This window comes from Labilithrix sp. (assembly GCA_019637155.1).
Classification (GTDB): Bacteria; Myxococcota_A; Polyangia; order Polyangiales; family Polyangiaceae; genus Labilithrix.
Window position 1 is genome coordinate 31,482 of sequence record JAHBWE010000031.1, and the last position, 20,223, is coordinate 51,704.

A 20,223-nucleotide genomic window follows, 5' to 3' on the forward strand; every position below is an offset into this window, starting at 1 on the left:
TCGTTGGAGCGGACAGAGGGAATCGCACCCTCATTCTCGGTTTGGAAGACCGATATCCTGGCTATTAGACGATGCCCGCGTATCGTATATTCAAAAAAGCCTCGACGAGATTGACGAAGACGTTAGCGTCCGCCCGGTCGCCCGGGCTTCTGCAATCGGCACATTGAGCGTCCCTCGCGGTTCGCCCCGTTCGCCCCGCAGGAGGGAGTCCGCCGAGGCGGTACCCGAACGTCCGCGCGCTGGGTCGGCGCGCCTACGTCCCACTCCTTCACTGCCGTCGCTGGATGGGTCGCCCCATCATCGCTACCTTAGGACCGTTATAGTTACGGATGTAGTCCTCATCGGCATTCGAGACCGACGTTCCGTGTCGTTTCGTTTCGTTTCGTATCGTTTCGTGTCCCTTCGTGGAATCGGCCGGAATCGCACCGGCAACCTCCTCGATGCCATCGAGGCGCTCTCCTGTTTGAGCTACGATCCCGCTGGTGGAGCGACGGGGAATCGCACCCCGATCTATGCGATGCGAACGCATCGTTCTCCTGTTGAACTATCGCCCCAGCTCTCTCGTGTCACGCGCCGCAGCGCGCAGCGGGCCGCGAAGGAATCGAACCCTCTCTCCGGGTTTTGGAGGCCCGGCCGGTCACCATGACTCTGCAGCCCATCAGCGCCTCGTACGGGAATCGAACCCGTCTCGTCCCATAGACAGTGGGATCGCCACGCCAGTAGCGTTACGAGGCATTTCGTGTCGTGTCGTGTCGTGTCCTCGGCAGGAGTCGAACCTGCCTATGCCGGTTTAGAAGACCGGCGCCTATCCGATCGGCCACGAGGACGTTGTCTGGGCGTCCCCGGCAGGAGTCGAACCTGCGTCGAACCGGCTTAGGAGGCCGGCGCCTTTCCGTTCGGCCACGGGGACGCGCGCCTTTTCCTTTCGGCCTGGTCGCGCGTCTTTCCTTCCGGTCCGAGGACCGGTCGGGGTGGCGTGCGGGGATTGCACCCGCCTCCACTGATTCACAGTCAGTCCTCGTCACTAGACGAGTAACGCCACGTAGAACCGGCGTCGCCTCGCGGCGGCGGCCGGCTGGTACTCCCGGTCGGAATCGAACCGACACCTTCCGCTTGAAAGACGGAGATCCTGACCACTAGATGACGGGAGCAGACACGCAGCGACGCTGCGTGCGGGAGAGTTATCGTCCGAGTGAGCAAGCCGTTGTCTGTGAAGACGGCTTGACAGGCCGGTGTCCTACCATTGGACGACAGCTGCTGAGACGCAGTTGGCTGGATTCGAACCAGCATATTCCTTTGCGTGTGAGGCCTGCTCGAACGGACGAAGTCTTGAAAATTTTGTCGCGGCCCGAGTGCGAAAACCAGGTGCTTTGGATCATTTCACGAATGATTGCCTTACCGTTAGGCTACGGGCACCGTGCGCTCTTGCGAGCAGAGCCTCGCGGCTCGGGGTACCCGGTTGGAGTCGAACCAACTTTGGATTGCGTGTAGGGTCTTCTTCGATGGGCTGCGAACATTCTTTGGCGATGCGGCCTGCGCATCGCGGAAAAGGAGCGTCAGGTCGGCGTGGGGCTCGCCTGACGGGGAGCTCGAGGTGAGCTCGGATGCGCTCGCGGGGACGGAGCGGCGGGGCGGCCGGGGTGAGGGCCGCTCGCTCGCCGGACTCGAACGTCCGTGCGGCGCGGGAACTTTATGCATCGTCGCTCTCGTTGTCGAGTGGCGACTTCGGTTTTTTCTTTCTTCGGAGCTTGCTCTCGCCGCCGAGAGCGCAGTTGAGAGCTCGCCTCGGCGCCGAGAGCGTCGGCGCCGCCGAGGCAACTCTCGCTTTCGTTCGAGCGTTCCCGCCTACGAGACGGTGGCTCCACCTGAGCCCGTGTCCGGATTCGAACCGGAACCTTCCCGTTTACAAGACGGGGGCTCGTCCACTCGAGCTGCGCGGGCGATTTGCGCCGCGCTATTCTGTGTCGGCGGCGCTTGCTTCGCAAGTGCCTAGTGTCGATTTGTTTTCATCGTCGGAGCCCACGTCCGGGATCGAACCGGATCCTCCCGTTTACGAGTCGGGTGCTCGTCCTATCGAGCTACGCGGGCAGTGCTCGCGGTGCGCGCGGACCGTCAGCGAGAGACGGCGCGCGCCGGCGCGAGCAGCGGAAAAGTTTTCTTCGTCCGAGTGAGGAAGTCAGGTGTCTTTTCAGACTCGTTTTCTAGACGAGCGCCTCTACCAATTGGGCTATCGCTCCCAGACGCCCTTGCGGAGGCCGGGGACCGAGTTGGAGTCGAACCAACACTTGAAATTGCGTGTGTGACCTTCTCGAGTGGGCGAAGCAGCTTCAACGGAAGGAGTCGAACCTTCGACGCACCGATCCGATCGGCGTTGAAGACCCGCGTCTGGAGCGGGTGAAATAGACCTTTCGTCCGAGTGAAGAAGCCGGGTCTTTTCAGACTCGTTTCCATAACGAGCGCCTTACCATTAGGCAACCGACCCAGGTGCCGTCGTGCGACGGAGCCATGCGCGGCGTACCGCGCGCGGCTTGTGGATCGGGTCGGATTCGAACCGACATTTCTATTTGCGTGTAGGGCCTTTTCGGGTGGACGAAAGTGGATCCAACGGAAGGAGTCGAACCTTCGCGTGCCGAGCGTTGGATGTCGTGTCGCGCCATCGTGGCGCTGCTTTAAGAGGTTGCTCGTCCGAGTGAGGAAGTCGTTTCGATTTCTCGTTGAAGCGAGGTGCCTTACCATTAGGCTACGCGCCGGGGTTGGAGGGGAATTCCCCGGGCGGCACGGTTGGATTCGAACCAACATGTTCTTGCGTGTATGACCTCTTCGAGGGGACGAAGCAGCTCCAGCGGAAGGAATCGAACCTTCGAATCTCCGGTTAACAGCCGGGTGCCTGACCATTCGGCTTCGCTGGAATGAGCTCGTGGCAGCATGCGCGAGGGTGCGTGCCACGGGGCGGTCGATCGACGAGCGATCTCCCGACACGAGGAGCACACCACACGCGCATGCGCGACGAGCGTGTTGACGCCAGGTTTTCAGAGAGCGGGGACCCACGTCGTGAGTCCGTGCAGTTCCGGGTACAGGATTCGAACCTGTCTTTCTGGGTTCAGAGGCCAGTGTCCTGCCAGCTAGACGATCCCGGAGCAGAGACAGACGAGTCGACGCGCGAGCGCGGCGTCTCGTCGGTGGGTCCGGAGGGAGTCGAACCCTCAACATGCCGGGTAAGAGCCGGATGCGCTGCCGTTGCGCCACGGACCCGTGGCGAGATGAGTTGTGCGAGTCAGCGCCGACGTCGCCGGCGGAAGGAGTGAGGTGGAGGATCAGCCAGAGAGGCGACGAGAAGTCATGTCGCGAGCGAGACGATCACGAACGAGGAGAGCGCGACGCATGGGCGTGGGCGAACGAGCAGAGCAAGCTCTGCGTGAGAAGTGACGAGGAACGCGAGAGCGCGGACGAAGCGCGGGTGAGGAGTGACGAGGAACGCGCGAGCGCGGACGAAGCGCGGGGTGAGGAGCGCGGACGAAGCGCGGGTGAGGAGCGACGACGACGAACGGAGGGTGCGGAACGACGAGCGCGGGTGAGGAGTGACGGCGAGGCACGTGGGAGAGGAACGTGGACGACGAGCGCCATGCGCGAGCGCGCCGGAGCGTCATGCGTGAGCGCGCCTGGGGGGGGCGAAGCGAGCGTGAGCGTCGTGTGTGGGGTGGGGCGCGAGGGGGTCGAACCCTCATCCCTCGGGGTAAAAGCCCGGTGCTCGGCCGATTGAGCTAGCGCCCCGCGTGACAACGTCGTTTGGAGAGCCGTGACCGATCGCCAGAAATCATGATGACAATGGCATTTGATTTTTGACGCAAATGACCATTGAATACGCGCAGAGAGCGTATGCCATCGCCTGACACTGTCTGTTCCCATGCTCGTGCCCACACGAGCATGAGGACGCTACTGCCGCCCCGACGGGACGGAGGACCGTTGCAGCTGCAGCCTTGGGCGGATCGCTCCGCTCGACCCGAGAGAGCTCGGGCGGATCGACGCGACGGTTCTAGGACCGCCGGGTCGCGAGAGCGCTCGAAAGCCACAAATGCGGAAAGGCCACCTCGGGTTGCCCCGGGCGGCCTTCGCAAACGGCTCCGAACGTGGAGACGATGGCTGGGACCGCCTTTTAGGCGCCGCCCTCCTGCTGATTGGCGCTCGGATCGAGCGTGAGAGGGGCGGTGGACATGCGGCAGACGCCGAGCGCGAGACCCTGCGGACGTGCAGGGGCTGCAAAGGACGAGCTACCGCCAAAAATGGTGGAGGTTGACGACACGGAAGCTGGCCGATAGGCCGGCCCACGCCAGGACGTATCGCTGACGCGATGCGACGAGCCTCCCGCTTCCGACGCGAGGCACGCCAAGCCGCTGCGCTTCAGCGCTTCGGCAGTCGTCCTGTTGTTGGAAAGGGAGAGGATCACGCGAGACGAACACGCCCGGGGCCACCGGCACGTGCCTCCTGAGGAGAGATGGTGTCGTTCGTAGACGTTCCCGACGGGGAAGCGATTCAATCTATAGCCTGGCCTTTCGTGCCCCGCAAGCTTTTAAATCAAAAATCTCTCGCTTCGCTGCCAGCGCGTGAGCAACGGACAAACGAACATCTTTCAGCGACGAGAAGAGGCGCGAGCGAGCGCGAAGTGCAGAAGGAGCACGCGCGTGAGCAGAGCGGTGCCCGATGTGGCCGACGGTGACGGCGCGACGCGTTGGGCTCTCGACGCGGCGGCAGCATGGATCGTGGCGCCGGATGCGCGATGACGAGCAAGCCGAGGCCATCACTGGGCTCTCGACGCGGCGGCAGCATGGAGTGTGGCGCCGGATGCGCGCCCGAGGACATCACCGGCAGGCCGAGGACATCACCGGGCTCTCGACGCGGCGGCAGCATGGAGTGTGGCGCCGGATGCGCGATATCGAGCAGGCCGAGGACATCACCGGCCTCTCGACGCGGCGGCAACGTGGAGCGCGGCGCCTGGTTCGCGCGATGTCGTCCCGGCAGTACGTTGGCTGTGAAGAGGTCGTGGAGAACGCGTGCATGACGCAGGCTTTGGGGTGGCCCCTGGCCTGGCCCTGGCCTGGCCGGGCCATATGGTCACGCGTTCCAACGGCGCGTAATCGCTCGGGCGCGATGTCGGCATGGCGTTCGCTTTCGTCGCGGGCATGCTCGCCATCGCCGAGAGCGCTGTTCTCACGGGGGTCACCGCCCAGCCGGTTCGCGTGGAGGTGCGCGCCGAGGCAGGCATCCCTGCGTTCGAGCTCGTCGGGCTGGCCGAGACGACCGTCCGCGAGAGCCGCGTCCGCGTGAAGGCGGCGCTCGAGAACGTCGGGATCAAGATCAACGAGCATCGCATCACCGTGAACCTCGCGCCGGCGGACGTGAGGAAGAACGGGAGCTCGTTCGATCTCGCGATCGCGATCGGGACGCTGGTCGCGCTCGAGCAGCTGCCGCAGACGGCGATCGCGGGCGTGCTGCTGCTCGGAGAGCTCTCGCTCAGCGGACGCGTCCACGCGCTGCGCGGTGCGGTCGCTCATCTCGTCGGGGCGCGCGAGCGCGGCGTCGCGCGCGCGATCATGCCGCTCGCGAACGAGGAAGAGGCGTCGCTCGTCGATGGCGTCGACGTCGGGCTCGCCGCGACGCTCGGCGAGATCGTCCAGGCGCTGCGCGGCGCGGAGCCTCTCGCGCGTCCCCGGCGCTCGGACGTGCTCGAACGACGCGCCTGGCTGGTCGACGATCTCGCCGACGTTCGCGGACAGCACGGCGCGAGGCGCGCGCTCGAGGTCGCCGCCGCCGGCGGGCACAACCTCCTCATGATGGGCCCGCCCGGCGCGGGGAAGACGATGCTCGCGCGGAGGCTGCCGGGGATCCTGCCCTCGCTCACGCGCGAAGAGCGGCTCGAGGTCCTCGCGATTCACGGCGTGGCGGGCCTCCTCGGCGTGCACTCGGTGAACGAGCGGCCGTTCCGCGCGCCGCATCACACCGTGAGCGAGTTCGCCCTCGTCGGCGGCGGCGAGCACGTGCGGCCGGGAGAGGTGAGCCTCGCGCATCATGGGGTGCTCTTCCTCGACGAGCTCGCCGAGCTCCGCCGCTCCGCGCTCGAGGCGCTGCGGCAGCCGCTCGAGGACGGCGCCGTCACCGTGTGCCGGATGCGCGCGACGACGACGTTCCCCGCGCGGCCGATGCTCGTCGGCGCGACGAACCCGTGTCCGTGCGGCAACCGCGGCGACGGCACGATGCGCTGCACCTGCGCCGCCGACGCCGTGCGCGCGTACCGGCGTCGTCTGAGCGGTCCCCTGCTCGACCGGCTCGACGTGCACGTCGTCCTGCCGCGCGTCGAGCTCGCCGACCTGCAAGGCGGCGCGCGCGGAGAGGCGAGCGCCGACGTGCGGGCGCGCGTGACCCGAGCGCGAGAGGTGCAGCTCGCGCGCTTCAGGGCCGGCGAGACGAGCGCGGCGACGAACGCCCACCTGGCGCAACGCGACGTGGAGCGGATCTGCGCGCTCGACACGAAGACGCGGTCGCTCCTCGCAGCGGCGGTGGAGCGGCGTGGGCTGTCCGCGCGCGGCTACGGGAAGGTGCTCCGCGTCGCGCGGACCATCGCCGACCTCGCCGGCGTCGATCCGGTCCGGCACGCGGACGTGAGCGAAGCGCTCGCGGCGCGCGTTCTCGACCGCGACCTCGAAGGTCACCCCGCGTCCGCGGCGTGACGATGATTCGAAATAGAGAAATATAGAAATAGAAAATAGGGAATCGAAGGAGATAGAAATGTTCGCAGAGCTCGCAGAGAAGATGAAGGCGCTGAAGGGCGTCATCGGGTCGGTGGAGAAGCAGTTCGGCAAGGGCGCGATCATGTCGCTCGGGGACGACGGTGAGCTCGAGCCCGTGCCGACGATCCCGACGGGATCGCTCGCGCTCGACCTCGCGACCGGCATCGGCGGATATCCGCGCGGCCGCGTCGTCGAGGTCTACGGTCCGGAGTCGAGCGGCAAGACCACGCTGTCGCTCCACGCGATCGCGCAGGCGCAGCGCGCGGGCGGCGTGTGCGCGTTCATCGACGCGGAGCACGCCTTCGACGTGGCCTACGCGCGCTCGATCGGCGTCGAGACCGACAAGCTGCTCGTGTCGCAGCCGGACACGGGCGAGCAGGCGCTCGAGATCGTCGACATGCTGATCCGCTCGGGCGCGATCGACCTCGTCGTCGTGGACTCCGTCGCCGCGCTCGTGCCAAAGGCCGAGATCGAGGGCGAGATGGGCGACCATCACATGGGCGTCCAGGCGCGGCTCATGAGCCAGGCGCTCCGGAAGCTCACCGCCGTCGCGCATCGCACGGGGACCACCATCATGTTTATCAATCAGCTCCGTCAGAAAATAGGCGTCGTCTTCGGCAATCCCGAGACCACGACCGGCGGCAACGCGCTGAAGTTCTACGCGTCGATGCGGCTCGACGTCCGCCGCATCGGTCAGGTGAAGGTCGGCGACGAGCTCGTCGGCGGACGTACTCGCGTAAAGCTCGCAAAAAACAAAATGGCACCTCCATTTTGCGAAGCGGAGTTCGATATTCGATACGGGCAGGGCGTCGACACGCTCACGGAGCTCGTCGATCTCGGGCTCACGCGCGGGCTCGTCGAGAAAAGTGGGAATCACCTCTCGTTCGCGGGGACCACCCTCGGGAACGGGCGGGAGCGCTCGCGCGACGCGATCGCCGCGAATCAGGAGCTTCAGACGACGCTGCGGCAGGCCATCCTCGCGTCCGGTCCGGTGCGGCCCGGCCGGCGCGCGGACGCCGCGGCGTGACCGCATCGCGGGGCGGCCCTCTCGGTTCGAGGGCGAGGGCCGAGGGCCGAGGGCCGACGAGAGGGCCGCTCCGCGCGGGGCTCGACATTCCATTCGACGGAGGAAAATTCGATGTATTTCAGAGTCGACGATATCCCGACCAAGTATCGGCATCCCGAGCAGGCGCAGTTCGACGAGTGTCTTCGCGCGGTGGACTTCGCGCCACGATATGACGCGCTCTGCGCCGCTCACCCGAAGCGGGGCCCGGAGGTGCCGGTCGGCGCGCGCATGCCGGCGCTCCAGGGGACCGGACGCAGGTGGTATTACAACAGGCAATTCAAGTTCTACGCGCTCCGGGAGCGGGAGCGTCTTCCGAAGTACTGCGGGCTCGGGCTCGATCTGCGCATCGACGCCCGCGTCGAGACGGCGCTCCTCTTCTCGACGCCGGACGGCCACCTCTCGGCGCCGCTCGCGAAGCTCGCGCGGAACATGCATCGCTTCACCGAGCCCGGCTTCGTCTACCGGCCGGCCGCGCACCCCGCGCCGCGGATCGGATCGCTCGAGGAGCTGCCCGCCATCCTGACGGATTGCCTCGCGCTCTACGATCTCCTCGCCGAGGCGATCCGCGCGGCGGGAGACTGGTGGCGACCCGCGCTGGCGCGTGCGGCGTGAGGTAGCTAAGACGACGGCGTGAAGATCGCGCTGCGAAAGATCTCCGATGAGCGTCACGAGCTCGTGATCCGAAGCGACGAGAACGGACGGGAAGCCGTTCTCTGCGAGACGCGGAGCCTCCTCCGGCATGACCTCCTCCACTTCGCGGTGGAGGCGGAAGCGCGGCTCGAGCACGGATTCTGGGGACACCTCGCGCGCGGGAAGACGCTCGCCGACATGAACGATCGGTCCGGCGTCGCGATGGCCGACGCCGGACCGGAGCTCGCGGCGATCGAGCGGCTCGTGGGGGCGCTCGACGCGGCGGCGAAGGGACACCCCGCCGACGAGGTCGTCGCCGGGATTCGACGCTTTCACGAGACGAGCGGGCTCGTCGCGCCGACCTGGCTCGACGTCGAGCTCGTGCGGCGCGTGCAGGAGCGGATGCGGCGGCTCCTCGGCGAGTGGAAGGCGCTCCCCGTCGGCGGGACGATGCATTTGAGCTGGCCCCCGCCGCCGGCGTAGGCGGTAGCATCCGCGCGTGTTTTGGGCCGGTCGGATCGAGCGCGCGCGGGCGAGGCGGACGCGAACGATCGCGATCGTTCTCGCCGTCGTGGCGTTCGCGGTCCGGCTCGTCTGGGGGATCGCGGTGCAGTCGCCGTTCGACGCCCTCTACTCCGACATGGCCAACTACCACGGGCGCGCGATCGACCTCCTCGACGGCGCGACGCGCGGGGATCCGCGCAACTACGCGTTCTTCCCGTGGGGAGCGCACGTGCTGATCGCGCTGGAGCTCGCGGTGGTGGGGCGCACCTCGCAGATCGGCGTCGCGCTCGTGCACGCGCTCGTCGGCACGATCCCGGTCGTGTGCGTCGTCGCGATCACCGCGCGGGTCGTGCGACCTTTGGCGATCGTCGCGGTCGCGGGGCTCGTCGCGGCGCTCTGGCAGCCGGCGGTGGTGCACTCCGGGTTCTTCATGTCCGAGATGTGGTTCTCGGCGGCGATCGCGCTCGGGTCGGCGCTGATGCTTCGCTCCCTCGAGGGCAAGAGCGGCGCGCTCGGGGCCGGCTGCGCGTTCGCGGTCGCGATCGCGGTGCGGCCGCAGGCGATGTTGACCGTCGCGCTCGTGGCGGCGCTCGTCGTCGTGCGAGCCGCGCGCACGCGCGCGATGCTCGACGGCTGGGCGCGCCTCGTGGCGCCGATCGCGCTCGTGCTCGCGTTCTCGGCCGTGCGGATGCATCAGCTCTCGGGGCACTGGGGGCTCGTCTCGGAGAACGGGCCGCTCAATCGCGTGTTCGGCGCGACGCACATCGGGCGCGTGCAGGCGCGCTGGCAGAACCAGTATGGCCAATACGAGGCCTGGTACACGCCGCCGGCGAAGATGCCCGTTCGGCCCGAAGACATCGTCGCGTACGAGGGGTACATCGGCGACGCCGAGATCCTCGACCGGATCCGCGAGGAGCACATGAAGCGGGAGACGCGCTCGGAGTACGCGCGGCGCCTCGTCCGCAACACGCGCCTGCTCGCCTTCCGGCTCGTCTTCCCGGAGGAAGACTTCGCGGCGCGCGTCCCGTTTCGGCGCGTCCTCCAGCGCGTGTATCGCGTCGTGCTCGTCAACTTGCTGCCGATCGGGGCGTTCGGGCTCGCGGCGATGCTCGTGGCGCGGAGGAAGCGGCTCGTCGGGATCGTCGTGCTCGCGAACGGGCTCACCGTCGTCGTCGTCGCCGCGCTCTACTTCGCGGAGGCGCGGCTTCGCATGCCGTACGACTCCTTCGTGATCGTCGGCGCCGCGGCCGGCGTCTCCGCGCTGATCGCGATCGGAAAGCGCGTCCGCAGCTTCGTCCGCGAGCGGCATCGTTCTTGATGCGCGGCGGGCATGAACCCGCAGGAGAAACACCCGAAGCCGCCGTTCGAAGACGATCCGCAGTCGATCCCGGCGCGCGAATCCAGGATGCGTGACAAACCCGACCACGGCGAGACGAGCTACCGCGGCCATGGCAAGTTGAAGGACCGCGTGGCGATCGTGACCGGCGGCGACAGCGGCATCGGGCGCGCGGTCGCGCTCGCGTTCGCGCGGGAAGGCGCCGACGTCGCGATCGCCTACCTCGACGAGCACGACGACGCGAAGGAGACCAAGCGCCTCGTCGAGGAGGCCGGCCGCCGCGCCCTCCTCGTCGCCGGCGACCTCGCCGAGAAGGAGGCCTGCCACCGTCTCGTCGATACGGTCGTCGACACGTTCGGGCGCGTCGACGTCCTCGTCAACAACGCCGCCCATCAGGGCAAGGCGGCGGACACGTTCGAGGACCTCGACCCCGAGCGCGTCGAACGCACGTTCAAGGTGAACATCCTCGCGATGTTCCACCTCGTGCGGCGCGCGCTCCCGCACATGAAGGAGGGCGCGAGCATCATCAACGTCGCGTCGATCCAGGCGTACCAGCCGTCGAAGGAGATCCTCGACTACGCCGCGACGAAGGGCGCGATCGTGACGTTCACGAAAGGCCTCGCGGAGGAGACGATCGAGCGCGGCATCCGCGTGAACTGCGTCGCGCCGGGACCGGTGTGGACGCCGATCATCGTGCAGTCGTTCGAGAAGGAGAAGATCGCCGACTTCGGATCGCGCTCCGTCATGAAGCGGCCCGCGCAGCCCGCCGAGCTCGCGCCGGCGTTCGTCTTCCTCGCGAGCGACGAGGCGAGCTACGTCAACGGCGAGGTGCTCGGCGTCACCGGCGGCAAGCCGCTGTCGTGAAGGCCTTCTTCACCGGATCCCACACCGGCTTGCACTCGCGGCGCACCGGCTTCGCGGCCGGCGGCGGCGGCGGCGGTCGTGAGCTCGACGCCGACGTGCTCGATGTGCTCGCCGCGGGGACGCACGCGGTCGCGGCCGGCTCGGCGGAGGTGGAGGTCGCGACGGGCGTGATCTCGAGCAGCGCGGCGGGCAGCGGCGGCACGGTCGCCGCCGGCGCCGGCGGCGACGACGCGGGAGGGGAGGGCGCCGCCGCTGGGGCGCGCGAGACGTGACGTGTCGCCACGAAGCTGGCGGCGAAGACACACGCCGCCGCGACGAGCCACGGCCACACGCGTCGCCTCCCCGCCGCCGCGGGCGCGCCCGACTGCGTCATCGCGGGCACCGACTCCGGCGGCGCGGAGTCGTGCGCCGCGACCGCGCGCGCGAACGGCGACATCACGATCGGCCCGTCGACGAGCGCGGCGAGACGCGCATCCGAGTCGGAGAGCACGTCACGACGCTTCGCCGGCAGCGCGCCGGAGCTCGGTGCGTCGCGAGAGGAGCGGCGCTTCTCGGACGCCGGCAGCGCGCCGGAGCTCGGCGCGGCGGCGGCTGGCAAGCGAGGGCCTGACTCGAGCGCCTCGCGCGCCGCGGCGGCGGCGGCGAGCTGGGCCGAGTCGAGCGCCTCCGCGAGCGGGGCGAACCCAGCGCTCGGGGTCGCCGGCTCGAGGCACGGCGAGGAACGTGGGAGGACGAAGAGCGCGCCGTCCTCGCCGCGCGGCGGACGCTTCGCCGTCGCGACGAGCTCGGACTCGTCGACCTCGACCGAACGCGGCGACGGCTGCGCCACCGCGGCGAGCTCCGCTTCCAGCTCCTCCGGGAAGAACACACGAGGCGTGGGGACCGTCATGCGCTCTTCGGCCGGGTCGGGATCGGCGGCGACGGCCACGCTCCGTCGCGACAGCGTGGCGGCCTCGACGCGGGAGCTCGCGCGCCACTCCTCCTCGCTCTGCGCGAGCGTGCGGCGGAGCCTCGCCATGTGGTCGTCCGCGACCTCGGCGAGCCACGCGCCGAGGTCCGCCTGCGTCGCGGGCGGATGCGCGGTGCACATCGCCTCCGCCATCTCGAGCGCCGTCGCGTACCGGTCGCCGGGCGCGAGCGAGATCGCGCGCATCACGACGGCGTCGAGCGCGATCAACCGCTTCCACCCCGCCTGGCCCATGCTCCGGCGCCACGCGCTGCACTCCTCGACCAGCGTCGGGATCGTCCCGTCGAACAGCATCGAGAGGTAGTCCGTCTCGCTCATGCTCTCGCCGATGCGGCGGTTCGCGAGGAGCTCCCACATCACGACGCCGGCCGCGTAGACGTCGGCGCGCCGCGTGATCGGATCGGCCTTGATCTGCTCCGGCGCCATGTAGCTCAGCTTGCCCTTCATCACGCCAGGCCGCGTCTGGTGCGCGCTCGTCCGCGCCTTCGCGATGCCGAAGTCGAGGAGGCGCGGGACGCCCTCCGTGCTCAGCATGATGTTCTGCGGGGACACGTCGCGATGGATCACGTCGAGCGGCGTGCCGAGCTCGTCGCGCGCCTCGTGCGCCGCGTGGAGCCCCGCGAGCACGCCCGCGACGATCGCGACGGAGATGCCGGTCGGGATCGGCTTCAGCGCCATCCGCGCGCGACGCATCACGACGCTGAGCGGCACGCCGTGCACGTACTCCTGCACGAGCATCACCTCCGCGCCGGTCACGACGACGTCGAGGACCGGCACCACGTTCGGATGATGGATCCGCGACGCGATGCGCGCCTCGTCGTGGAACATCGTCACGAACTCGGGGTCCTCCGCGTATTCGGGATGGAGCCGCTTCGCCGCGACGAGGCGATGGAACCCCTCCGCGCCCGTCACGCGCGCGGCGTGCACCGACGCCATGCCCCCGCGCGCGATCTCGGCGTGGAGCACGTAGCGGCCGACCTTCTCCGGTCCGACGCGCTCGTCGTCGCAGGTCATCGCCATGCGACCTCCGCCCCCCGAAGGCCGCACGCACGCGCGAAGGTGGACTGCATACTTGCCGGAGGGCACGCCGCGGTCCATCGCGCCGAGGCCCATTTTCCCGTGCCGCGCGCGCGCGTTGCGGGGTCCTCCCCGCAGGACGATTGCGGGATGCACACATCAGCAACGAACGTCAGCGGCGCTTCGGGTCGAGGCCGTGCTTCTGCGCGAGCTGGTGCAGGTACATGCGGTCCATCTTTGCGTCGCGGGCGGCCTTGCTGAAGTTGCCGCCGGTGCGGGTGAGGAGCGGCTCGAGGTAGGACTTCTCGAACTCCGCGATCGCCGCCTCCTTCGCCTCCTTGAACGGGACCGTCGCCGCCTCCTCCGGCGAGTAGCGGCGGACCGTGCCGCTGCGATGCGGGAGCGACGCGTCGGAGAGGACCAGGCTGCGCTCGACGTGGTTGCGGAGCTCGCGCACGTTGCCGGGCCAGTCGTGGCGCGCGAGGTCGGCGAGGACCGCGTCGTCGATCGCGCGCGGGCGGCCGAGCGCTTGGAGGAACGCGCGCGCGAGGAGCGGGACGTCGTCGAGGCGCTCGCGCAGCGGCGGGATGCGGACGGTGAGCTTCGCGAGGCGATAGTAGAGGTCCTCGCGGAAGCGGCCGCGGTTCACCTCCGGCTCGAGGTCGCGGTTCGTCGCCGCGATGACGCGGACGTCGACGCGCTTGCCGCGGTTCTGCCCCACGCGCCGGACCTCGCGGTTCTCGAGCGCGCGGAGGAGCTTCGGCTGGAGCTCGAGCGGGAGCTCGCCGATCTCATCGAGGAAGAGCGTGCCGCCGTCGGCCGCTTCGAAGGCGCCCTCGCGCTCGCGGTCGGCGCCGGTGAAGGCGCCGCGCACGTGGCCGAAGAGCTCGCTCTCGACGAGCGAAGGCGAGATCGCTCCGCAGTCGACGACGACGAGCGGGCCGTCGGCGCGCGCGCTCCGCTGGATGATCTCCGTCGCGACGAGCTCCTTGCCGGTGCCGCTCTCGCCGAGGACGAGCGTGTCGATGTCGCTCGCGGCGACGCGCTCGACGATCTCGAAGAGACGGAGCATCGGCGGGCTCGCGCCGACGAGCGCGCCGAACGAGTCGCGCGGCGGCGGCGCGGACGTGTGCGTCTTGCCGGGGACGAGGCGCAGTGTCGTGTCGCCGAGCGTGAGCGTCGCCTCGCGCTCGACCTCGGCGACGAGCACGCGCACGCCGTCGAGACGTGTGCCGTTGAGCGAGCCGGAGTCGGTGAGGCGCCAGCGACCGTTCTCGCGCGTGAGCCGGCAGTGGAAGCGCGACACCGTCGCGTCGTCGAGCACGAGCTCGTTCGAGGGATGCGAACCGATCCGCACGACGTCGTCGCCGTAGACGCGCGCGCCGATCGCGATCGTCGCGTGCTCGGTCATGAGGCCGAGGAGCGGGTTGGTCCGCTTTGCGAGCGTCGGTTCCTCTCGGCGCCGCATCACCTTGGAGCTTAGCGCGCGGCGGTCTCCTCCGCGTCCTGCTTCTCCCAGCGCTCCTTCAAATAGGGGTACGTCGTCTCACCCATTGCGTGCAGCTGCCGCACGTGGTCTGCGGCGAGCTTGCCGTGGAATCCAGCGATGTGAAAGCTGCCTTCGTCGACCTTGTAGAACTGGTGCATCTTCGGTCGCGGTCCGTCGATGGAGCACGGCTTGCGCCGGATCGACTCGAGCTCGAGCAGCTTTCCGACGCACTCCTGAACGCTCGGGTAGGGGCCGGTCGGGATGGTCGTGTGGGTGATGGCGAAGAGCTTCTCGTTCTTCCGCGCCGCCTGGGAGAAGCGGGTCCACCGCTCGAGGCCGGCCGTGTTTATCGTGCGTTTCCTGACGTTCTTGAAATTCGTGAAAAATCCGTCGGCGAGGAGGACCGCGTCGACGCGGTCCGCCGTCGTGTCGGACATGATCCGCGAGATCGAGCTGAAGCCGGCGCTCCACGCCGACAGGGCGAGGCGTCCGAGCTTCGCCTCGCCGCGCGACTTCGTCACCTCGGCCTCGACGTCGGCGAGCAAGCGCTCGAAGACCTCCGGGTCCTTGAAGGCGTTCGAGTAGGGCGGCGTCCCCATCCCCAGGTTGACGCTCACGACCGCGACGTTCAGCTTCGCGCGCTCGACGTTCTGCTCCTGCCAGCGGCCTTCGCCGTGGAAATGGACGACGAGGTCGTAACGACCGCCGTGGGTCGTGAACCACGAGGGGATGAAGAGCTCCGAGCCGCGGAGGCCGAGCGCCGTCCGCACCGGCTCGGGCGGCTCCGCCGGACGCGGCGCGGGGGGCTCGGCCTCGGTCTTGGGCGCCGATCCCGCGTCCGCGACCGTCGACGCGGCCGTCGCAGGTGCGGGTCGCTTCTCGTGTGAGCACGCGGCGGCGCCGATGCTCCCGAGAAGCATCACCGCGAACGCTCTGGCAGCAATTTTCCCGTGAACTTTCAAGCGTGCGGGCCCGCATGTGAGGGATCGTTACAACAGGGTGAGTAAACGACGCCTCAGGGCGTGGTTGGATTTGCGCAAGACCAGAGCAAATTGTGCCGCAACTCCGGGGGACATCAAGTTCGCGGCACCTCCCTGTGGGTGGGCATCACCTTTGCGATCACCCATGACCGGAGAGACGATCCACCATGGCCCATCCCAAGATGCCCGCTCGTCCCCAGACCCCGTCGGCTCCGGTCGCCCCGCTGGCGCCCCAAATTCCGTCGGCTGGGAAGAGCTCCTCGGGGATCGCCCCGCGTCCGCCGGCTTCCATTCCGCCCGCGGCGATTCCGCCTTCACCGCCGGTCCCGCAGGCGCTCGCGGAGCCGAGCTATCCGGAGCCGAACCCGACCATCCCGGACATCGAGCCGCCGGTCGCGAGCGGGGTCCAGGCGCCGAGGAGCATCCAGACCGTCCGCCAGCTGGTGGAGACGGTCTCGGTCCCCCGCGTCTCGCTCACGATCGAGCGCGAGGGCGGGATGCCCGCGAACCGCACCATCGTGCACGACGGCGACGTCTGCAAGATCGGCTCGCACGCCTCGAACGACATCGTCCTGCGCGACCCGATGGTCTCGCGCTTCCACTGCCGCCTCGTGCGCGAGGACGGCGTGTGGCGCCTCCGCGACTCCGGCTCGATGAACGGGACGAAGCTCGAGAACGTCCGCGTCCGCGACGCCGACCTCGCGGAGGGCGGCGTGCTCGGCCTCGGCGACTCGATCGTCCGCATCCGCGCGGGCGCGCCGCAGAAGGAAGACATCGTCCCGATGCTGCCGTCGTTCGGCGCGCTCGTGGGGACGAGCATGCCGATGCGCCGCCTCTTCGGGCTTCTCGACAAGATCGCGCAAAGCGACATCAACGTCTTGATCGAGGGCGAGAGCGGCACCGGCAAGGAGCTCGTCGCGACGGAGATCATGCAGCGCAGCGCGCGCGCGGACAAACCGTTCGTCGTCGTCGACTGCGGCGCGATCAGCCCCGCGCTGATCGAGAGCGAGCTCTTCGGTCACATCCGCGGCGCGTTCACGGGCGCCGACCGCGATCGCATGGGCGCGTTCGAGGCCGCCGACGGCGGCACCGTGTTCCTCGACGAGCTCGGCGAGCTCCCGCTCGAGCTGCAGCCCAAGCTGCTGCGCGCCCTCGAGGCGCGCGAGATCCGCCGCGTCGGCGAGACCCGCGCGCGCCGGGTGAACGTCCGCGTCATCTCGGCGACGAACCGCGACCTCGAGCGCGAGGTCAACAAGGGTCGCTTCCGCGAGGACCTCTACTTCCGCATCGCCGTCATCAGCGCGCGCGTGCCCCCGCTCCGCGAGCGCCTCGACGACATGCTGCTGCTCGTCCGCACCTTCCTCTCGCAGCTCGGGGTCCCGGAGGAGGAGCGCCTCTTCGGACAGCAGGCCCTCTCCGAGATGGCGAAGCACGACTGGCCCGGCAACGTGCGCGAGCTCCGCAACTACGTCGAGCGCAGCGTCGTCCTCCAGTCGGCGAGCCCCGCGCTCCGCCGCGGTCAGAACGGCGCGGTCGGCGTCGCGACCTCCGGCCCCGCGAACGGCATCGACCTCTCGGTCCCGTTCCGCATCTCGAAGGACGCCGTGATCGACTCGTTCGAGCGCGGCTACCTCTCGCAGCTCCTCGAAGCGGCGGGCGGCAACATGAGCAAGGCCGCCCGCATGGCGGGGATGGACCGCATGTACCTCCACCGCCTCGTCCAGAAGCACGGCCTCCGCGGCGGCCGCTCCACCGCCCCGCCGAGCGAGTCGCTCCGCGCGGCGACGCCGATCCTCAAGTAGCTGCGTCAGCCCTTCTTCCGCCGCACCACCGAGAGGACCATCCCGAGGTCCTCTCGTCCGAGCTCGCGCGTGGCGACGAGGAGGCCGAGGTACGCGACGCCGAGGAGGGGGGCGACGGCGAGGGTGGCGAGCTTGCCGAAGGGCGGGGTGTAGAGGCCCGCGAACGCGGCGAGCGCGACGCACATGCCGACGCGGAGCGCGGTGAGCGCGGGGACGAACGCGCCGGCGGTGCGGCGCGCGGTGATCACGCCGACGACGAGCGCGAGCGAGAGCGCGGAGAGCACCGCCGTCGCCGACGCGATGAGCTGCGCCTTTCCGAAGATCGCGTCGGGCACGAGGACGCTGCACGCGCCGGCGAGGAGCGCGAGCGCGAGCGCGGTGAGCCCCATCGCCGCGCGCTCGCGGCCGAGGCTGACCAGGATCGTCGTCGTCAGGCTCAGCATCGCGAACGCGCCCTGGCCGAGGACGAGCACGCGCAGCGCCGGCGCGCCGGACGCCGCGACCTCCGGCGCGTACGCGAGCCGGATGAGCGGCTCCGGCATCGCGACGATGACGGAGATCATGAGCCCGCACAGGATCGCGCCGATGCGCGCGCCGCGCGAGACGAGCTCGGCGACGCGTTTGTCGCCCTCCTCCTTCTTCGCCTTCGCGAGCATCGGGAAGAGCACCTGCGTCACGCTGAACAGGAACTGGAAGGGGAGGAACGCGAAGAGCTGGCAGGCGCGGTACACCGCGATCCACTGGTTCGCGGCGGTGCCCGGCTCGAGCAGCGCGCCGCCGGGCGCGACCGCGCCGTCGGCCTTCACCGCGGAGAGCGAGAGGAAGCGGCCGAGCAGGATGATGTCGGCCTGCATCAAGGCCTGGACGAAGAGCTGCGCGAGGATGACGGGCACGATGAGCCGCACGTACTCGCGCGCGGCCGGCACGCCGGCGGGCCGCTCGCCGCTCGGCAGCGCGGCGCCGGTCCCGGTCCACGTGAGCGCGAGGAGGAACACGCCGGTGGCGGCGAGCACGGTGCCGACCGTCGCGCCGAGCATGCCGGGGAGCGTGCCCGCCGCGCGCGCGATGCCGCCGCCGTTCTTCGCGAAGAACCAGCCGACGCCGATCATCGACGCGGTGCGGAGCGTGGCGGCGACGACGTTGAGCGACGCCTGCCGCGTGAACATGCGGCGGCCGTTGAGGTACCCGACGAGCGGCGCGTACACGCCGTACACCGCGAGCACGCCCGCGATCACGACGAGCGGCGTCAGGATCTCGGGCGCGCTCTGGAACGCGGTCACGACCGGCGCGGCGCCGAGCAGGAGCGCGGTCGCGAGCGCGGCGACGCCGAGGTGGACGCGGAGCGCGGCGCGGAACGCCTGGCGCTCGGCGTCACCCGCCGCGGCGGTGACGCGGCTCACGCCCTGGATCGAGCTCGTGACGACGACGTTGTTGAACACGTTCGACACCGCGAGCACGCGCGCGAGGGCGCCGTAGTCCGCGAGGCCGATCGCGCGCTGGAGGAGCGGCTGCTGCACGAAGCCGGTCACGAGGAAGTAGACGTTCGCCGCGAGCATCGCGAGGCCGCCGCGGCCCGCGCGCTTCTGCTCGTCTTCGTTGGCGGTGGCTTCTTTGGTCGCTTCGGTCATGGCTTCGCGGGGAGGAACGCGACCGGCGCGCGCGGGAGCGAGAGCGAGCGGCCGGTCTCGGTCAGCTCGCAGGCGCCGGTGAGGGCGAGCTCGTGGACGAGGAACTGGTTCTGGACCGCGCGGCGATCGCCGACCCAGAGCGTCGAGCCGTGCCAGGTGAGGCCCTGGAGGTCGTAGCCCGGCGTGGGGCCGAGGACGGGAGACGCGTACGAGCGGAGGACCGCGCCGGTGTCGGGATCGAAGGTCACGATCGCGGTCGGGTTCACGCCCGGCTGCGGACCGGCCGCGATCGCGACGCCGCAGCCGGGGCGCACCGCGATCTCGGAGACGCTGCCGCCGAGCGCCCTCTCGGCGGCGAGCAGCTTCGTCGTCGACGTCGCGGTGTCGAAGCGCTCGATGCCGGCGTGCTCGTCGTCGTCCGCGTCGAAGCGGCCCGGCTCGGCGAGGAACAGCGCGCCGCCGAGCTCGACCATCGGGTTGAAGGGGTTCCGTCCGGCGAGGTCTATCGTCGCCTCGACCGTCCGCGTCGCGACGTCGATCCGGAGCATCTGCGAGGGGCGCGTCGACTGGAGCGGCGGCGTCGAGCGATCGTCGAGGCGCTCGAGCGCGACGAACGCCTTCGGGACGCCGCCGACGGGGACGACGCGCACCGACTCGGCCTGCGGGTTGCCGTCCTCGTCGAAGCTCGAGAGATCGAGGTCGCCGTCGACCTCGCCGTTTTTCACGAAGACGAGCTTCGGCGTGTTGTAGAGCGCGACGAGGAGCGTCGCGTCGTCCACGCTCGCGACGTCGTGCGGGTTGGCGCGCGCGGTCGGCGTGCGGAACTCGACGAGGTTCGTCTTCGCGCGCGGCGCTCCGCACGAGGGATCGAGCTCGAACACGAGGTCGCGATCGCGCGAGAGCCAGAACACGCGCCCGCGGTCGCCGACGAGCATCGGATCGTTTCCGAGGTCGACGCCGGTGGTGCGCTCGTCCTCGACGCAGCCGGGCGCATGACACGCGACGCTCGACTCGAAGTCGCTCGCCGCGACGAGGAGCTCGGCCCCCGGGCAGCCGCCCGCCGCCTCGGTCGCGACCGTGTCGCTCTCGCAGGCGAAGAGGATGAGGAGGAGGGCGGGCGCCGAACGCACGCCGCTCTATTACCCCAAAGCGGTGGTC

At 69.5% G+C, this 20,223-nt stretch carries 12 protein-coding genes and 15 tRNA genes; 7 read left to right on the forward strand and 20 right to left on the reverse strand.

Translation table 11 applies throughout. The features are described from left to right. Positions 1–4: 4 nt before the first annotated feature. The 15 genes from KF837_42360 to KF837_42430 all read right to left on the reverse strand — a co-directional run bounded on the left by KF837_42360 (position 5) and on the right by KF837_42430 (position 3,771). Positions 5–79: transfer RNA gene (locus KF837_42360), tRNA-Gly, on the reverse strand. A 326-nt stretch (positions 80–405) separates the two neighbouring features. Beyond that, a tRNA-Ala gene (locus KF837_42365) sits at positions 406–478 on the reverse strand. A gap of 2 nt (positions 479–480) precedes the next feature. Next, positions 481–554, reverse strand: a tRNA-Ala gene (locus KF837_42370). Positions 555–586: 32 nt separating this feature from the next. Beyond that, positions 587–657, reverse strand: a tRNA-OTHER gene (locus tag KF837_42375). 5 nt (positions 658–662) lie between these two features. Further along, a tRNA-Asp gene (locus KF837_42380) sits at positions 663–734 on the reverse strand. 21 nt (positions 735–755) lie between these two features. Beyond that, positions 756–827 (reverse strand) — tRNA-Arg (locus KF837_42385). 10 nt (positions 828–837) lie between these two features. After that, positions 838–910 (reverse strand) — tRNA-Arg (locus KF837_42390). A gap of 166 nt (positions 911–1,076) precedes the next feature. After that, a tRNA-Glu gene (locus KF837_42395) sits at positions 1,077–1,151 on the reverse strand. A 717-nt stretch (positions 1,152–1,868) separates the two neighbouring features. Beyond that, positions 1,869–1,941: transfer RNA gene (locus KF837_42400), tRNA-Thr, on the reverse strand. Between the two features lie 75 nt (positions 1,942–2,016). Further along, positions 2,017–2,088 (reverse strand) — tRNA-Thr (locus tag KF837_42405). Between the two features lie 52 nt (positions 2,089–2,140). After that, positions 2,141–2,237, reverse strand: a tRNA-Ser gene (locus KF837_42410). A 600-nt stretch (positions 2,238–2,837) separates the two neighbouring features. Next, positions 2,838–2,909, reverse strand: a tRNA-Asn gene (locus tag KF837_42415). A gap of 156 nt (positions 2,910–3,065) precedes the next feature. Continuing rightward, positions 3,066–3,137 (reverse strand) — tRNA-Gln (locus KF837_42420). A 43-nt stretch (positions 3,138–3,180) separates the two neighbouring features. Then, a tRNA-Lys gene (locus tag KF837_42425) sits at positions 3,181–3,252 on the reverse strand. Positions 3,253–3,698: 446 nt separating this feature from the next. Next, positions 3,699–3,771 (reverse strand) — tRNA-Lys (locus tag KF837_42430). Between the two features lie 1,406 nt (positions 3,772–5,177). On the opposite strand from KF837_42430, the gene KF837_42435 reads away from it, so the two are divergent. The 6 genes from KF837_42435 to KF837_42460 all read left to right on the forward strand — a co-directional run bounded on the left by KF837_42435 (position 5,178) and on the right by KF837_42460 (position 11,182). Next, entirely contained in the window at positions 5,178–6,722 is a 1,545-nt protein-coding gene (locus KF837_42435) for a YifB family Mg chelatase-like AAA ATPase (protein MBX3234028.1), read from the forward strand. Positions 6,723–6,780: 58 nt separating this feature from the next. Next, the gene (gene recA, locus KF837_42440; GenBank protein MBX3234029.1) at positions 6,781–7,809 is read left to right on the forward strand and encodes a recombinase RecA; all 1,029 of its coding nucleotides are present in this window, start codon (positions 6,781–6,783) and stop codon (positions 7,807–7,809) included. A gap of 111 nt (positions 7,810–7,920) precedes the next feature. Continuing rightward, positions 7,921–8,460, forward strand: coding sequence for a hypothetical protein (locus KF837_42445; protein MBX3234030.1), 540 nt, complete (start codon positions 7,921–7,923; stop codon positions 8,458–8,460). An 18-nt stretch (positions 8,461–8,478) separates the two neighbouring features. After that, on the forward strand, positions 8,479–8,961 hold the full coding sequence (locus KF837_42450) for a hypothetical protein (protein MBX3234031.1): 483 nt from the start codon (positions 8,479–8,481) through the stop codon (positions 8,959–8,961). 88 nt (positions 8,962–9,049) lie between these two features. Then, positions 9,050–10,300 (forward strand): hypothetical protein, encoded by a 1,251-nt coding sequence (locus tag KF837_42455; protein MBX3234032.1) that lies wholly within the window; start codon positions 9,050–9,052, stop codon positions 10,298–10,300. Positions 10,301–10,312: 12 nt separating this feature from the next. Then, positions 10,313–11,182, forward strand: a complete 870-nt coding sequence (locus KF837_42460) for a glucose 1-dehydrogenase (protein ID MBX3234033.1) — start codon at positions 10,313–10,315, stop codon at positions 11,180–11,182. On the opposite strand, the gene KF837_42465 is transcribed toward KF837_42460, so the two are convergent. The 3 genes from KF837_42465 to KF837_42475 form a co-directional block, all read right to left on the reverse strand. Continuing rightward, positions 11,157–13,163 (reverse strand): serine/threonine protein kinase, encoded by a 2,007-nt coding sequence (locus KF837_42465; protein ID MBX3234034.1) that lies wholly within the window; start codon positions 13,161–13,163, stop codon positions 11,157–11,159. The genes KF837_42460 and KF837_42465 overlap by 26 nt on opposite strands. A gap of 175 nt (positions 13,164–13,338) precedes the next feature. After that, positions 13,339–14,634 carry a sigma 54-dependent Fis family transcriptional regulator gene (locus tag KF837_42470; protein MBX3234035.1) on the reverse strand — a complete coding sequence of 432 codons (1,296 nt, stop codon included), beginning with the start codon at positions 14,632–14,634 and terminating at the stop codon, positions 13,339–13,341. An 11-nt stretch (positions 14,635–14,645) separates the two neighbouring features. Beyond that, positions 14,646–15,578, reverse strand: a complete 933-nt coding sequence (locus KF837_42475) for a hypothetical protein (protein MBX3234036.1) — start codon at positions 15,576–15,578, stop codon at positions 14,646–14,648. Positions 15,579–16,132: 554 nt separating this feature from the next. On the opposite strand from KF837_42475, the gene KF837_42480 reads away from it, so the two are divergent. Next, a complete protein-coding gene (locus KF837_42480; GenBank protein ID MBX3234037.1) occupies positions 16,133–17,437 on the forward strand; it encodes a sigma 54-dependent Fis family transcriptional regulator in 1,305 nt (434 codons plus the stop codon). A 5-nt stretch (positions 17,438–17,442) separates the two neighbouring features. On the opposite strand, the gene KF837_42485 is transcribed toward KF837_42480, so the two are convergent. Then, a complete protein-coding gene (locus tag KF837_42485; GenBank protein MBX3234038.1) occupies positions 17,443–19,065 on the reverse strand; it encodes a lipopolysaccharide biosynthesis protein in 1,623 nt (540 codons plus the stop codon). Continuing rightward, complete coding sequence (locus tag KF837_42490; GenBank protein ID MBX3234039.1) at positions 19,062–20,195, reverse strand: hypothetical protein; 1,134 nt, start codon at positions 20,193–20,195, stop codon at positions 19,062–19,064. The genes KF837_42485 and KF837_42490 overlap by 4 nt, the downstream gene beginning before the upstream one ends. Positions 20,196–20,223 lie beyond the last annotated feature (28 nt).

What these genes read in the sequence shown, in the direction of transcription:
- KF837_42435 (MBX3234028.1), top strand. Translation starts at nt 5,178, where the DNA reads ATGCTCGCCATCGCCGAGAGCGCTGTTCTCACGGGGGTCACCGCCCAG.
- recA (MBX3234029.1), top strand. Translation starts at nt 6,781, where the DNA reads ATGTTCGCAGAGCTCGCAGAGAAGATGAAGGCGCTGAAGGGCGTCATC.
- KF837_42445 (MBX3234030.1), top strand. Translation starts at nt 7,921, where the DNA reads ATGTATTTCAGAGTCGACGATATCCCGACCAAGTATCGGCATCCCGAG.
- KF837_42460 (MBX3234033.1), top strand. Translation starts at nt 10,313, where the DNA reads ATGAACCCGCAGGAGAAACACCCGAAGCCGCCGTTCGAAGACGATCCG.
- KF837_42465 (MBX3234034.1), bottom strand. Translation starts at nt 13,163, where the DNA reads ATGACCTGCGACGACGAGCGCGTCGGACCGGAGAAGGTCGGCCGCTAC.
- KF837_42470 (MBX3234035.1), bottom strand. Translation starts at nt 14,634, where the DNA reads ATGCGGCGCCGAGAGGAACCGACGCTCGCAAAGCGGACCAACCCGCTC.
- KF837_42480 (MBX3234037.1), top strand. Translation starts at nt 16,133, where the DNA reads ATGCCCGCGAACCGCACCATCGTGCACGACGGCGACGTCTGCAAGATC.
- KF837_42485 (MBX3234038.1), bottom strand. Translation starts at nt 19,065, where the DNA reads ATGACCGAAGCGACCAAAGAAGCCACCGCCAACGAAGACGAGCAGAAG.